Raw genomic sequence first — 14347 nt, forward strand, 5'->3', positions numbered from 1 at the left:
TTCGCCCCGGTGCCTCGTCGTGCGGCTACTTCTCCGTGACTCCCGCCGAGTCGAACGTGGCCACCTCGTGCATCGCGCGGGCCGCGCTCTGCACCACCGGCAGGGCCAGGAGGGCGCCGGTGCCCTCGCCCAGGCGCAGGTCGAGGTCGACCAGGGGGCGCAGACCCAGCTTGTTGAGGGCGGCCACATGGCCCGGTTCCGCGCTGCGGTGGCCCGCGATGCAGGCCGCGAGGACCTCGGGGGCGATGGCGCGGGCGACCAGGGCCGCGGCGCCCGCGCTCACGCCGTCCAGGATCACGGGCGTACGCAGGGAGGCGCCGCCGAGCAGCAGGCCCACCATCGCCGCGTGCTCCAAGCCGCCGATCGCCGCGAGGACGCCGATCGGGTCGGCCGGGTCGGGCTGGTGCAGCTCCAGGGCGCGGCGCACGACGTCGACCTTGCGGCCGTGCATCTCGTCGTTGATGCCGGTGCCGCGGCCGGTGACCTCGGCCGGGTCCGTGTCGGTGTAGACGGAGATGAGGGCCGCGGACGCCGTGGTGTTCGCGATGCCCATCTCGCCGGTGAGCAGGGCCTTGTTCCCCGCTGCCACCAGGTCGCGGGCGGTCTCGATGCCCACCTCGACGGCCGCCTTGACCTCTTCGCGGCTCAGGGCGGGGCCGGTGGTCATGTCGGCCGTGCCCGCGCGGATCTTGCGGGGCAGGAGGCCGGGGGTGGCCGGGAGTTCGCTGGCCACGCCGACATCGATGACGCAGACCTCGGCGCCCACCTGGTTGGCGAAGGCGTTGCAGACCGCGCCGCCGCCGAGGAAGTTGGCGACCATCTGCGCGGTCACCTCCTGGGGCCAGGCGGTGACGCCCTGGGCGTGCACGCCGTGGTCGCCCGCGAAGATCGCGACGGCCGCGGGCTCCGGGATCGGCGGCGGGCACTGCCGGGAGAGACCGGAGAGCTGCGCGGAGATGATCTCCAGCATGCCGAGCGCGCCCGGCGGCTTCGTCATCCGCTTCTGCCGCTCCCACGCCTCGCCGAGCGCCTTGGCGTCCAGCGGGCGGATGTTGGAGACGGTCTCGGCGAGCAGGTCGTGCGGGTCCTCGCCTGGCAGGGCGCGACGGCCGTACGTCTCCTCGTGGACCACCCAGGAGAGCGGGCGGCGCTTGGACCAGCCCGCCTGCATCAGCTCGGGCTCCTCGGGGAACTCGTCGACGTACCCGACACAGAGATAGGCCACCACTTCGAGGTGCTCGGGCAGGCCGAGGGTCCTGACCATCTCGCGCTCGTCGAAGAAGCTGACCCAGCCGACGCCGAGCCCTTCGGCGCGCGCCGCGAGCCAGAGGTTCTCGACGGCCAGGGCCGAGGAGTACGGCGCCATCTGCGGCTGCGTGTGACGGCCGAGCGTGTGGCGGCCGCCGCGGGTCGGGTCGGCGGTGACGACGATGTTCACCGGGGTGTCGAGGATCGCCTCGATCTTCAGTTCCTTGAACTGCTTCGCGCGGCCCTTGGGGAGCGACTTGGCGTACGCGTCCTTCTGGCGCATGGCCAGTTCGTGCATGGTGCGCCGGGTCTCCGCGGAGCGGATGACGACGAAGTCCCAGGGCTGGGAGTGGCCCACGGAGGGCGCCGTGTGGGCCGCCTCCAGGACCCGGAGCAGCACCTCGTGCGGGATGGCGTCGCTGCGGAAGCCGTTGCGGATGTCGCGGCGTTCGCGCATGACGCGCAGCACGGCTTCGCGCTCGGCGTCGTCGTAGGCGGGGGCGGCGGGCGCGTCCGACTCCGTGACCGGTTCCGTGACGGGCTCCGCGACCGGCTCCGGCGGCAGCATCGCTTCCGGTTCCGCGGCCTGCTCCGGGAGGGGAGCGGCGTCCGGGGCCTCCGGGGCGGCGGCTTCGGTCGCCTCGGCGGCATCGGCTGCGGCGGCCACCGGCTCGGGGGCCTCTGCCTGCTCGGGGGTTTCCAACGGCCGGGGGGCTTCGGTCATGGCCGCTGCCTCCGCTTCTGCGGGTGCGTCGCCCACTTCGAGGGGCAGGGCTTCGGCCGCCGGTTCCGGCGTGCCTCGGGCGGGCTCTTCCGCCGGGGCGGGAGCCGCCTCCGCGGTCCCGCCGTCACGCGGGGCGGGCACGGTGGCCGCGGGCTGCGCCACGGGCTCGGGGGTCTCGACGGCCTGCGCGGGCTCGGGGGCTTCGGCGGCCTCGGGGACTTCGGCGACTTCGAGGAGGGCCGAGGGCTCCTGGGCCTCCGGGACGCCGGGGCTCTGCGGGGCCTCGGACATCTCCGGTGCTTCCGGCATTTCCGGCGTTTCCGGGGCAGCGGCTGCCGGTACGGCGTCCGGCGCGGGGGACACGGCCTCGGCGGCGGGCTCCGGCTGCGCGTCGAGGGCGTCGGGCTGCGGGGCCTCGATGTGCTCCGGGGGCACGGAGAGGGGGTGCGGCGGCGTCGGGGCCAGGTGGGGCGTGGTCGGCACCGAGCCCTCGACCGGCACGAACTGGCCGAGCGGCGCGGGGGCCTCGGGGGCCTCGGTCGCCTCGAAGGGCTGGCCCGGGGCGCCCGGAGCGTCCGCCGGCTGCGCGGGCTGTGCGATGTGCGGGCCCTGGGCCGTGTGCCCGGCGGCCGCGAGCGGCGCGTTCGACCAGGGCTGCGCGCCCGCCACGGCGAACTGCGGCTGGCCGGAGCCCGGCACGTGCACGGACTGGCCGACGGCGTACTGCCCGGCATCGGCGGTGGGCGGGAGCTCCTGGCCCGCTTCCGCGGCGGGCGCGGACGAGTCAGCGGCCGACGGGTCCGCCACCGCGGGGTCCACTGCCGCGGGCTGCTCGGCTGCGGCCTGCTCGGTGTCCACGGCGAACGCGGGCGCTCCGGCTTCGGCGGCGGCGTGCGCGAGCTGGTCGTCGGCCGCGACGCCTTGCGCCATCGCGGCGTCGGCGGCGTCCGGGGCCTGCGGGAAGGCGGCCTCGGCGGCGAGCGAGTCCTCTGCGTTCTGCGGGCCCTGCGGGTTCTGCATGCCCTGTGCAACCTGTGCGTCCTGTGCACCTTCTGTGACAGGTGTGGTGTCCGGGACGACCGTTTCTGCTGGTGCGGCCGGCTGCGCGGGCTGCGGAGGCTGAGGCGTCCACGGCGTCGCGCCCTGCGGCGTGATCTCACCGAGCTGCGGGCCGGGCAGCATGCCCTCCGCGTCACGCGGGATGTCGAGGTACTCGGGCCCCACCGTCGGCGGCCCCGCGTGCCGCACGGGCACGCTGTGCTGCGGTGCTCCGGCCGGGCCGCGGTCGGCGAGCGAACGTACGGGGCTTCCCGTGGCGTCGGGCACGGCGGGACCCGAGGGCCCCCGGTGGAGCGGGCGGCGGGAGGGGCCGGGGTGCGAGGCGGGCGCGGGCGTGGGCGCGCCGGGCAGCCGGACGCCGTTCAGATCGACCGAGCCGCTGTCCCGGCCCGCCATCTCGTGCGGGCCCGGCTGATGCGCGGCCTGCGGCTGCGCGACCGGCTGCTGGGCGGCGTACTGACCGCCCGCCGCATGACCGGCGGAGTGCCGACCGCCGATGGACTGGCCACCGGCGCTCTGGCCGTTGACCGAATGCCCGTTGACGGAGGCATCGCCCACGGGCTGCTCCCCCGTGGACGGATCGGCGGCGGGCTGAGTGGCCGCGTACTGGCTCACGAGGGACGGGTCACCCACCGGCTGGCCCGCACCCGGCGCGAAAGCCGCCTGCCGGTCCGCCGCGGACTGCGCGCCCACCGGCTGGGCGACGCCGTACTGGTCGGCGGCCGGCTGCGGCGCGGGCGACTGCGGCTCGCTCCAGGCCCCCTGGGCGCCCGGCATCAGGAGGAGGTCGTCATCGTCGGCGGGGGCGACACTCGCGGCGGGGTTCTCGGAGGGGTCGAGGTAGGTGTACGCGTCCGGGGCGGGGACGCCCGGCTGCTCCACCATGCCTGCGTTCTCCGGCAGTCCCTCGCCCGGGACCTGGCCGGTGTCGGTCATGCGTAACCCCTCGCCCATCGGTTAGTGCTTCTTCGACCGCCCCTCAGCCGTAGGCCGGGGAAGCCCCATTGCCCGGAGCGGCGCACCAACCGCCCGTCATTCTCAACGAGCGTGCGCGCCGCGCGGCACGAACCGCGTACGGACAACAGGCATTGTCCCGGTCTGCCGACCCCCGCGGCGGCTTGATCCGCAACGGCCCGCTGTGGGCTGCGCCACGTTGCGCGCCCTCCGGTCCTGCCGTACCACACACCCCCCAAAACGGGCGAGCTTTCCGGACATTGGACAACTATTCGCCGGGCACTCGGTGCGGTACAACGATCGGCCAGCCTACCCCGCACCGTGCGGCAACAGGGTCACGGGGCGCGATCGGGCAACTGTCCACAGAGCAGGAAGACCACGGTCCGCTCCCGCTCCGTCCACGCGCGCGTGTCGAGCTCGACGGACTGGAGCAGCGCGCACTCCACCGCGTATCCGTGCTCCGTGAGGTCCCTGCCGATGAGTTCGGCGGCGTCGCGGGTCGACGCGTGCGTCACGATGCGTGCCGGGCGGCGGTCGGCGACGGCGGAGACCACCGCGGCTCCCCCGCCCCCGACCCGTACGACATCGGGCTCGGGAAGGTCTTCGAGGACGTGCGGCGCGGTGCCGTGCACGATCTGCGGCTGCACCCCGAAGTGGCGGGCGATCGCCTGCGTGCGGGCGCAGGCGTCGGGGTCGGCGTCGACGGCGATGACGGCGGCGCCGAAGCGGGCGGCCTCGGCGGTGAAGGCGCCGCTGCCGCAGCCGATGTCCCAGACCAGGTCGCCCACGCGGGGGCCGATGCGGGCCAGTTGGACGGCCCGCAGGCGGTCGCTCTCGCCCTCGCCGAGCTGGGCCTCGCCTCCGTAGGCGGGCGCGGGCAGCGCCCAACCGCGCGGGGTGCCGGGGTCGCGTCCCGCGATCCAGCCGGTGTCCGATGCGGCGACGGGGCCGCCGATGACGATGACGACGTTGGGGTCGCGCCAGGTGTGGTCGGCGGCCTTGTCCGAGGTGAGGACGGTGACCTGCTCGCGCTCGGTGCCCAGCTCCTCGCAGATCACGAAGGTCCGGTGGACGCCCTGGAGGAGCAGGCCGAGCTCGGCGGGTCCCGCGCCCGGTGAGGTGAGGACGGCGACCTTGGTGTGCGCGCGGCAGACGTTCACCGCGCGGCGCAGCGTGCGGGGGTGGGCCACCACGACCTCGGCGTCGTCCCAGGGCATCCCGGCGCGGGCGAAGGCCTGGGCGACGGAGGAGACGGCGGGCACCACTTCGACCTCGAGGCCGAATTCGGGGGCGCGCAGGGTGCGGACGACGCCGAAGAACCCGGGGTCGCCGTCGGCGAGGACCACGGCGGTGCCGCGGTGGGCGGCGATGCGGCGGGCGGCCAGGCTCACGCTTCCCAGGCGGATCCTTTCGGCGGCCTGCGGCACTTCGGCGAGCTCCAGGTGGTGGGCGGCGCCCGCGACGAGGGTGGCGGCGCCGAGCGCCGAACGCGCGGCGGCGGTCAGCGGCGAACCGTCCCAGCCGATCACCGTGACGCGGTCGGCCATCTTCGTCTGTCTCCCGGGTTCGATCTCGCTGGGCGTCTGAGGGGCCGGTGCCGCGTGTAGGGGGCAACCGCGTGCGGCCAGGGGCGAGCGTACCTGGTGGGGCGCGGAGGTGCTCGAGGGGCGGTGGGGACGGAGGGATCAGTTCCAGTCGGAGTAGGCGCTGAAGCCGCTTTCGGCGAGCTGCTCGCCGACGCCTTCCAGGTCCTCGGGCAGCAGGCTCCACACGATGAGGTCGGTGCGGACCTCGATCCACCCGCCGAAGGGGTCCCCGCCGTTGCGCGTACGCGCTATCCAGGCGCCCCGCAGGACCCCCTCGCTGATGCAGCCGATCTTCTGCGCGACCTGCTGGGCCGCGGTGTTGTCGGCGGCGGTGCGCAGCTCGATGCGCTCGAAGCGCTGGTCGTTGAAGAGCCACTGGGCGGTGGCGAGCGCCGCCTCCGACGCGTAGCCCTCGCCGCGGGCCCAGGGGGCGATGACGTAGTGGAGTTCGCTGGAGCGCACGCGCCAGCTGGTGTCGCGCAGTTGCACCGTGCCGACCAGGCGCTGGGTGAGGAACTCCGTGACGGCGAGGGAGATTCCGCGGCCCTCGGTGCGCTCGGCGGGCGCGAGCCGGGTGATCCAGTCGCGGGCGTCGTCCTCGGTGTAGGGCTGGGGGGCGGAGGTCCAGGCGGTGACCATCTCGTCGTTCATCATCTCCGCGTACGCGGAGACGTCGGCGTCCTCGAACGGGCGCAGCACCAACCGCTCCGTGCTGATGGAGATGTCGGGGAAGGTAGTCATGCGCCGCTCCGTAACCTGGAACCTTCGGGCCTGCTGAAGAGCCCAGCATGCAGCATGTCGGCGCGCAAACCCACCACGGGGTCCTCCCCCGTATCAGGAGTGGACCCCGTGGTGGGGGCGGAAACGGACTGTGCGTCAGCTCGTTTCGACGGGCAGGACGGAGCCCTTGTACTTGTCCTCGATGAACTGCTTCACCTCGGGTGAAGTGAGCAGTTTCGCCAGCTTCTCGACCCGGGGGTCGTCCTGGTCGCCCTTCTTGACGGCGAGGACGTTGTTGTACGGATTGTCCTTGGGCGACTCCAGAAGGACGGCGTCCTTCTTGGGGCTGAGTCCGGCGTCGAGCGCGTAGTTGTTGTTGATGACCGCGGCGTCGACGTCTTCCAGGGAGCGGGGCAGCTGGGCGGGTTCCAGCGGCTTGATCGTGAGCTTCTTCGGGTTGGACGCGATGTCCTCGGGGGTGGCGTTCGCACCGGCCCCCTTCTTGAGCCCGATGACGCCCTTGGAGGCGAGGAGTTCGAGCGCCCTGCCCTCGTTGGTGGTGTCGTTCGGAACGGCGACGGTGGCACCGGCGGGCAGCTCGGTGACGTCCTTCGTCTTGTTCGCGTACACCCCCATCGGCGGCAGATAGACCTCGGTCACCGGCGTCAGCTCCGTCTTCTTGGACTTGTTGAAGTCCTCCAGGTACGGGGCGTGCTGGTAAAGGTTGGCGTCGAGGGAGCCTTCCTGGAGCGCGGTGTTCGGCGTGACGTAGTCCGTGAACTCCGTGATCCTGAGGTCGAGTCCCGCCTTCTGCGCGAGGTTCTCCTTGATGTATGTGAGAACTTCGCCGGCCGGGGTCGGGGTGGCGCCGACGGTGAGCGTCTCACCGCCGTCGCCCGACCCCGGTCCGGAGCCGCACGCGGTCAGGCCGAGCGTGAGGGCCAGCGTGCCGGTGACGGCGGCCGTGACGTGCCTGCGCATGATCAGAACGCCGCGACGACGGCACCGTCGTACTTGTCGTCGATGAACTTCTTCACCTCGGGCGAGGTGAGGAGCTTGGCGAGCTTCTTGACGCGCGGGTCGCTCTCGTCGCCCTTCTTCACGGCGAGGAAGTTGCCGTAGGGGTTGCCCTTGGCGGGCTCGGCGACGATGGCGTCCTTGGCCGGGCTGAGCTTGGCCTCAAGGGCGTAGTTGCCGTTGATCACCGCGGCGTCCACGTCACCGAGGGAGCGGGGCACCTGGGCCGCCTCCAGCTCCTTGAACTTGAGGTTCTTCGGGTTCTTCGAGACGTCCTTGGGGGTGGCCGAGTAGCCGACGCCCTTCTTGAGCTCGATCAGGCCGTTGTCGGCGAGCAGCTTGAGCGCGCGGGCCTCGTTGGTGGTGTCGTTCGGCAGCGCGACCGTGGCGCCGCTCTTGAGGCCGTCGAGCTTCTTGACGCTCTTGGAGTAGACGCCGAGCGGCTCCAGGTGCACCGTCGCGTTCGGGACGGGCACGATGTCCGTGCCGTTCTTCTTGTTGAAGTCGTCCAGGTACGGCTTGTGCTGGAAGTAGTTCGCGAAGACCTCGCCCTGCTGGACGGCGGTGTTCGGCGTGACGTAGTCGGTGAACTCGCGGATCTCGATGTCGAGGCCGGCCTTCTTGGCCAGGTTCTTCTTGACGTACTCGAGGATCTCGCCCTGCGGCGTCGGGGTGGCGGCGACGATGAGCTTGCCGTCCTTGTCCGCGGCGGAGTCCTTGTCGGAGCCGCAGGCCGAGAGACCGAGGGTGAGGGCTCCGGCAGCGAGGACAGCGGTGGTGATCTTGGCGGTGTTACGCACGAAAAGTGCCTTTCTCCATGGGTGGTACGCCCCGCGATGGGGTGTGCGGGGTGAGTTTCGGGAAGCCTTCGAAGACGGTCAGGAAGCCTTCGACGTGGCGGGCTTGAGGAAGCGCAGCCGCGGTGCCGCGCCCGAGTGGCCGCCGCGCCGATGCAGCCCGCGGGCCGCGTAGTCGCCCGCGAACTGGATGACGGAGATGACGACGGCGAGCACGCCGACGGTGATCCACATCAGTTCGGTCTCGAAGCGCTGGTAGCCGTAGCGGATGGCGATGTCGCCGAGGCCGCCCGCGCCGACGGCGCCGGTGATGGCCGAGTAGCCGATGATCGTGACGATCGTCGTGGTGGTGCTGGAGATCAGCGAAGGCAGCGACTCCGGCACGAGGACCTTGCGTACGACGGTCCAGGTGTTGCCGCCCATCGACTGCACGGCCTCGACGAGTCCGCCGTCGACCTCGCGCACCGCGGTCTCCACGAGCCGCGCGAAGAACGGCGTGGCGCCGATCGCGAGCGGCACGATGGCGGCCTCGCGGCCGATCGTGGTGCCGGTGATCCAGCGCGTGAAGCCCATCAGGGCGACCATGAGGATGATGAAGGGCATCGAGCGCGCGATGTTCACGATCTGCCCGATGAGCTTGTTCAGGACCGTGTTCTGCAGCAGCCCGCCGCGGTCGGTGAGGACCAGCAGGATGCCGAGCGGCAGTCCGGCGACGACGGCTATCAGCGTCGACCAGCCCACCATGTAGAGGGTGTCCCAACAGGCCTGCTCCAGCAGGGGCTGCATCTCCGACCAGGTCACTTGGCACCTTCCTTGACCAGCAGCGTGGCGTCCTTCGGCGTGGTCGCGGGGTCCTGTCCCGCGATGTCCACCTGCAGTCCCTGCTCGCGCAGGAAGCCGATCGGCACGACGTTCTCCTCGAAGCGTCCGGGCAGCTCGATGCGCATGCGGCCGACCTGCTTGCCCGCGACGGTGTCCATCGCGGCGCCGAGGATCGAGATGTCGATGTTGTACGTGCGCGACAGCTGGGAGATGACCGGCTGGGTCGCGGCCTCGCCGTGGAAGGTCACGTCGACGACGGTGCGGTTGTCGCCCGTCGCGTCGCCGCTGACCGGGAAGAGCGCGGCGGCCAGCTCGGATCCTGGCGTCGCGAGCAGTTCGGTGACGGTGCCGGACTCGACGATCTGCCCGTTCTCCATGAGGGCCGCGGAGTCGCAGACGCTCTTGACGACGTCCATCTCGTGCGTGATCAGCAGGACGGTCAGGCCGAGCTGCTGGTTGAGGTCGCGCAGGAGCTTCAGGATGGAGCGGGTGGTCTCCGGGTCCAGGGCGCTGGTCGCCTCGTCGGAGAGCAGCACCTTCGGGTCGCCGGCGAGCGCGCGGGCGATGCCGACGCGCTGCTTCTGGCCGCCGGAGAGCTGCGCGGGGTAGGACTTCGCCTTGTCGGCGAGGCCGACCAGGTCGAGCAGTTCGAGCGCCTTGCGGGAGCGCTCGGCGCCGCTGAGACCGAGGATCTCCAGGGGCAGCTCGATGTTGTCCTTGACGGTGCGCGAGGACAGCAGGTTGAAGTGCTGGAAGACCATGCCGATGCGGCTGCGCGCCCGGCGCAGGTCCTTGCTCGCGCGGCTGCCACGCCCCGCGAGGGCGGTGAGGTCCTGGCCGGCGACGGACACGGTGCCGGCGGTGGGGCGCTCCAGGAGGTTCACGCAGCGGATCAGGGAGGATTTGCCGGCGCCGGACTGGCCGATGACGCCGTACACCTCGCCTTCGCGGACATGCAGATCGACGCCGTCGAGGGCAGTTACTTCACGACCGCGTGAGCGGTAGACCTTGGTAAGGCCGGAAGTGGTGATCACAGGGGTTTCCGTCACTGTCGAGTGCGCGGCGCGGTTCTCGCCGGGCACGGGGCATTCGTGGGGAACGCGGCACGGTTTCTCGCGGTGGCGAAAAGAACCGGAGGAGGTGTGCGCGGGGCAGGCTCGCTTCCTACGTCATGTACATGCAGTACGTGGCACAGGGCGGCACAGCGGCTTCGCTTCGGGGCGCGATGCTCAGGGGTGGTGCGGGGGCCCTCAGAAGGCGCACATTCGACACATACAACGAGCACCGGGCGTCGTGATCGCCTCGGTCGCAGGGGTGCGGCTGCTCGTCGTGGTCATGTGGACCAGTAAAACACGCGTGCGTCCGCGACCTGCCACGATCGTCCGGTATACGGACAGCTCGTGGACAGGCGCGGACGCCGCGAGGGGGACGATCAGTCCTCCGCGGTGATCTCCACGCCACCCTCGGTGGCCTGTGCGGACACGGCCGAGAGGTCCTTCACGACCACATCGGCGACGAGCTCGCCCGCGGTGTGCGTTGTGGCCAACGCCACGGTGGTCATCCCGGCCGCGCGGCCCGCCGTCAGGCCCGCGGGGGCGTCCTCGAAGACCACGCAGCGCGCCGGGTCGACGCCCAGCTTCGCCGCCGCGAGCAGGAAGGGCTCCGGGTCGGGCTTGCCGCGCGTGATGTCGTCGGCGGCGATCACCGTCGGGGCGTCGATGCCGACCTCGGCGAGCCGGGCCCCGGCAAGGCGCCGCCCGGCGGAGGTGACGACGGCCCAGCGGTCACGGGGCAGGGATTCAAGCAGCTCACGGGTGCCGGGAAGCAGTACGACGCCGCCCTCGACGTCGGACACCTCGAGCTCCTCGATGCGGGCGACGGCCTCGGCCACGCGCTCGGCGGGCAGCATGTCGGCGATGATCTCGGCGGCGGGGCGGCCGTGCAGCTCGACCTGCTCGAATTTCTCGGCGGTGATCCCGTACTCCTGCGCCAAGCGCCTCCAGCAGCGGTACACCGACTCCATGGAGGAGATGAGGGTGCCGTCGTTGTCGAACAGGAGCGCTTCAGCGTGGATCTTCATGGTGTCCGAGCGTACGGGGCACCCCCGGGGTGCGCGCATCGGGTCATAGGGCCCGTAATAAAGTCACCGCATGCTTGTTGCCCTGACGATCGCGACCGCCGTGGCCGCGCTCGTACTCGCCGCGTGGTGCGGTTTCGCCGCCTACCGGGACCAGCCGACCAAGGACTGGCACTTCATCGGCATGGCCGTGGTGACGTTCCTGGCCACCGTCCAGCTGATCGTCGGCATCGTCCAGCTGGCCCGGGGCGAGAAGCCCGAGCAGGGCATGACGATCTTCATCGCGTATCTGATCGGCGCCTTCGCCTGCATCCCGGCCGCGGGCTTCATGTCCCTGGCCGAGCGCACCCGCTGGGGCTCCATCACGGTCGCCGCGGGCGGCGTGGTCCTCGCCGTGCTCCAGGTGCGGCTCTACGACATCTGGGGAGGCTGAGGTGACGGTGACCGAGCCCGGGCGCCAGAAGCAGAAGCTCATCAACGGGCCCGGCATCCTGCTGGTGTGGCTGTACGGCGTGATGGTGGTCGGCGCCGTGTCGCGCTCCGCCGTGCAGATCTCGACGGACTTCCACAAGGCCCCGCTCGCGTACACGCTGTCCGCGCTCGCGGGTCTGGTCTACGGCTTCATCACGTACTCGCTCGTGCGCGGCGGCGAGAAGGCCCGCAAGGCGGCGCTGGTGTGCTGCGCCGCCGAGCTCGTGGGCGTACTGGCAGTGGGGACCTGGACGCTGGTGGAGCCGTCCGCCTTCCCCGACGCCACCGTGTGGTCGGACTTCGGGATGGGCTATCTGTTCATTCCGGTGATCCTGCCGGTCACCGCGATCTTCTGGCTGAACAAGGCGCGCCGCGCGGAGCGCTAGACCCTGGCGGCATACGCCCCCGCGGTCGTCTCCTTCGAGAGCGTCACCACCGTGAGCCGTTCGTTCACGTGCCGGGTCTTCACCGCCGCATAGCCGTGCTTGCGGTAGAGCTGGAGGTTCTGCTCGCTGCGGTGGCCGCTGGAGAGCTGGAAGTACTTGGCGGTGCCGCCCGCTCCGAGCCGCTGCTCTATCGCGTCGAGGAGCCGTCCGCCCAGGCCGTGCCGCTGCATCCTGGGGTGGACGATGAGCTTGTCGATCCGCGCCGTGCCGTCGGGGTCGACCGTGCCGCGCACCGAGGCGACGACCTCGTCGCCCAGGCGGGCCACAAGCACGCTGCCGGTGGCCAGTTCGGCCTTGATGGAGTCGAGGGACTGCGTGAGCGGCTCGATGGAGTAGTCGCCGTACAGCTCGGCCTCGCTCTGGTAGCACAGGTACTGCAGTTTGAGGATCTTCTCGGCGTCCTGTCCGCCCGCCTCCGAGATGGTCACGCTCATGCCCATGTGTGCATGCCTCCCGCTCACCTGCTCCGCCGGTTGTCTAACGCTCCCTTCCCCGCGGTGCAGGAGCTGCAACCTCCGCCGCGAGCATTCTGCGCAGGCATCCCAGGCAACGGGAACGTTCAGGCCCCAGGCTGCCCTGTGACATTCCCAACTCGCCTGCGATCTCCCGGTAGGTGAGGTCCTTGGGGGAAAGCAGCGCCGCCATGAGGCCGGGGCAGCGGCCGGGCAGTCTGCGTACCGCCGCGTACAGGGTGCGGTCGCGGTCGGCCCGCAGGGCGCGTTGTTCGGGGTCGCACTCGGCGTCGTCGGCGGGCTCGGTCGCGTACGCCACTTCGCGCTCGGCCCTGCGCCGGGTCAGGCGCGCCTCGGAGGCGACGGCGGCGCGCAGCCAGGTGGCCGGATCGGCGGGTGGGTCGGCGGCGTCCACACGTTCGAGGAGGCGCAGCCAGACGGCCTGTTCGAGGTCGCCGGGGTCGGCGCCGGAGGCGTGCGCCGCGGCGGAGGCCTCGGCGGCGAGCAGCGGACGCAGGGCGGGGATCAGCGGGTGAGTCATGCAGGGCTGAGTCATGCAAGACGTGACGCGGCCGCCCCGGCAGGAGGTTGCCGGAGCGGCCGTCTGTCACCCCAACCGGGACTTGCAGGTCAGCCGTTGACGAAGTCCTCGCGGGCGAGCAGCGCGGTGTCGCAGTTGTCGGAGAAGATCCCGTCGATGCCCGTCTCGAAGTACGCCTTGAAGGCGCCGAAGGCGTCCCCGTAGGCGTTCGGGTCGGTGCCCTTCCTGAAGTTCGCGGGCAGGAAGGTGTTCTCGTTGCGCATCGTGTACGGGTGCAGGATCAGGCCCGCCTGGTGCGCGTCCTTGACCAGGGTCGTCGGGGTGCCGAGGCTGCCGTCCGACTTCCTCGGGATGATCAGGTCGAGGGTGGGGCCGATGCCCTGCGCGAACGACGCCATCCACTCCAGGCCCTCGGGCTTGATGAGGTCGGCGACGGTGCGGGGGTCGCCCGCCTCGACGAAGTCCCAGGGCCGGGAACTCGCGGACGACAGGAGCACCACGAGCGGCGGGTCGACCAGCTTGTTCAGGCGCTGGATGCTGCTGGGCTCGAAGGACTGCAGGAAGTTCGGCGAGTTCTTCTTGTGCCGCCCGTACTTGCGAAGGAGCTTGGCCAGCGGCTCCTCCAGGCCGAGGCCCAGCTTGCGGAAGTACGTGGGGTGCTTGGTCTCGATGTGCAGCCAGATCCGCTTGCCGTGCGTGCGCTCCTGCCTCTCCGCCCAGCGGAAGACCTCCTCCAGGGTGGGCACGTCCCAGCGGCCGTCGTAGAGCGTGTTGCGCTGGCGGGTGCCGGGGATGCGCTCCTTGGCGCGCAGCGTCTTCAGCTCGGCGAGCGTGAAGTCCTCGGTGAACCAGCCGGTGAGCGAGACACCGTCCACGGACTTGGTGGTCTTGCGGCCCGCGAACTCGGGGTGCGCGGAGACATCCGTGGTCGCGGTGATGTCGTTCTCGTGACGGCATACGAGATGGCCGTCCTTGGTGGGCACGACGTCCTGCTCGATGACGTGGGCGCCCATGTCGAGGGCGAGCTGGTACGAGCCGAGCGTGTGCTCGGGCCGGTAGCCGCTGGTGCCGCGGTGCGCGACGACCGTGGGCACCGGCAGGTCCTTGTAGCCCCCGTGCCCGTGCTTCCCGTCGGCTCTCGCCACGCCGGGCAGCCCCACGGCGACGGTACCCGCCCCGAGGACAGCCGCCCCCAGGAGCGCGCGCCGCCCCGGCCGCCGCTCCCCCGACCCCGACCGACCCGACTTCTGCGTAGCCATTGAGCGCTCCTCCCGATGTGCCGCCTTGAACCTGACAAAGCGGCACGATCGTAGGTGGCCGCACGTGACGGAAGGGAGACCCTGGACCGAACGGAAGGGTGACGCCGGATGGCGACTGGTGTGCGGGACGGGATCCGGCCGCGGGCTCCGGGCGGGCGGAGGGCCCCCGGACTC

Annotated in this window: 13 protein-coding genes; 2 read left to right on the forward strand and 11 right to left on the reverse strand. The window is 71.5% G+C overall.

Going from position 1 to position 14347, the window contains the following annotated elements; all coding sequences use genetic code 11:
• Positions 1 to 25 precede the first annotated feature (25 nt).
• The 8 genes from cobT to ACQKIP_RS06855 form a co-directional block, all read right to left on the reverse strand.
• On the reverse strand, positions 26 to 3967 hold the full coding sequence (gene cobT / locus ACQKIP_RS06820) for a nicotinate-nucleotide--dimethylbenzimidazole phosphoribosyltransferase (RefSeq protein WP_365860158.1): 3942 nt from the start codon (positions 3965 to 3967) through the stop codon (positions 26 to 28).
• Positions 3968 to 4320: 353 nt separating this feature from the next.
• On the reverse strand, positions 4321 to 5532 hold the full coding sequence (cbiE, locus tag ACQKIP_RS06825) for a precorrin-6y C5,15-methyltransferase (decarboxylating) subunit CbiE (RefSeq protein WP_365860157.1): 1212 nt from the start codon (positions 5530 to 5532) through the stop codon (positions 4321 to 4323).
• 138 nt (positions 5533 to 5670) lie between these two features.
• Complete coding sequence (locus ACQKIP_RS06830; protein ID WP_365860156.1) at positions 5671 to 6312, reverse strand: GNAT family N-acetyltransferase; 642 nt, start codon at positions 6310 to 6312, stop codon at positions 5671 to 5673.
• A gap of 135 nt (positions 6313 to 6447) precedes the next feature.
• Positions 6448 to 7272 carry a MetQ/NlpA family ABC transporter substrate-binding protein gene (locus ACQKIP_RS06835; RefSeq protein ID WP_365860155.1) on the reverse strand — a complete coding sequence of 275 codons (825 nt, stop codon included), beginning with the start codon at positions 7270 to 7272 and terminating at the stop codon, positions 6448 to 6450.
• 2 nt (positions 7273 to 7274) lie between these two features.
• Positions 7275 to 8108 carry a MetQ/NlpA family ABC transporter substrate-binding protein gene (locus tag ACQKIP_RS06840; protein ID WP_365860154.1) on the reverse strand — a complete coding sequence of 278 codons (834 nt, stop codon included), beginning with the start codon at positions 8106 to 8108 and terminating at the stop codon, positions 7275 to 7277.
• A 78-nt stretch (positions 8109 to 8186) separates the two neighbouring features.
• The gene (locus tag ACQKIP_RS06845) at positions 8187 to 8906 is read right to left on the reverse strand and encodes a methionine ABC transporter permease (RefSeq protein WP_365860153.1); all 720 of its coding nucleotides are present in this window, start codon (positions 8904 to 8906) and stop codon (positions 8187 to 8189) included.
• On the reverse strand, positions 8903 to 9961 hold the full coding sequence (locus ACQKIP_RS06850) for a methionine ABC transporter ATP-binding protein (RefSeq protein ID WP_365860152.1): 1059 nt from the start codon (positions 9959 to 9961) through the stop codon (positions 8903 to 8905). The genes ACQKIP_RS06845 and ACQKIP_RS06850 overlap by 4 nt, the downstream gene beginning before the upstream one ends.
• Before the next feature lie 398 nt (positions 9962 to 10359).
• On the reverse strand, positions 10360 to 11007 hold the full coding sequence (locus ACQKIP_RS06855; protein WP_365860151.1) for an HAD family hydrolase: 648 nt from the start codon (positions 11005 to 11007) through the stop codon (positions 10360 to 10362).
• 70 nt (positions 11008 to 11077) lie between these two features.
• Here ACQKIP_RS06855 and ACQKIP_RS06860 point away from each other — a divergent pair, with 70 nt between their 5' ends.
• Positions 11078 to 11437 (forward strand): hypothetical protein, encoded by a 360-nt coding sequence (locus ACQKIP_RS06860; protein ID WP_365860150.1) that lies wholly within the window; start codon positions 11078 to 11080, stop codon positions 11435 to 11437.
• Position 11438: 1 nt separating this feature from the next.
• Complete coding sequence (locus ACQKIP_RS06865; protein WP_365860149.1) at positions 11439 to 11861, forward strand: hypothetical protein; 423 nt, start codon at positions 11439 to 11441, stop codon at positions 11859 to 11861.
• Here the strand turns inward: ACQKIP_RS06865 and ACQKIP_RS06870 are convergent.
• From ACQKIP_RS06870 to ACQKIP_RS06880, 3 genes are all read right to left on the reverse strand, one after another.
• Complete coding sequence (locus ACQKIP_RS06870; protein ID WP_365860148.1) at positions 11858 to 12361, reverse strand: GNAT family N-acetyltransferase; 504 nt, start codon at positions 12359 to 12361, stop codon at positions 11858 to 11860. The genes ACQKIP_RS06865 and ACQKIP_RS06870 overlap by 4 nt on opposite strands.
• Before the next feature lie 37 nt (positions 12362 to 12398).
• Positions 12399 to 12914 (reverse strand): RNA polymerase sigma factor, encoded by a 516-nt coding sequence (locus ACQKIP_RS06875; RefSeq protein ID WP_365860147.1) that lies wholly within the window; start codon positions 12912 to 12914, stop codon positions 12399 to 12401.
• Between the two features lie 89 nt (positions 12915 to 13003).
• A complete protein-coding gene (locus ACQKIP_RS06880; protein WP_365860146.1) occupies positions 13004 to 14173 on the reverse strand; it encodes a glycerophosphodiester phosphodiesterase in 1170 nt (389 codons plus the stop codon).
• Positions 14174 to 14347 lie beyond the last annotated feature (174 nt).

It is taken from the genome of Streptomyces sp. NPDC059900, from assembly GCF_050270335.1.
GTDB lineage: Bacteria > Actinomycetota > Actinomycetes > Streptomycetales > Streptomycetaceae > Streptomyces.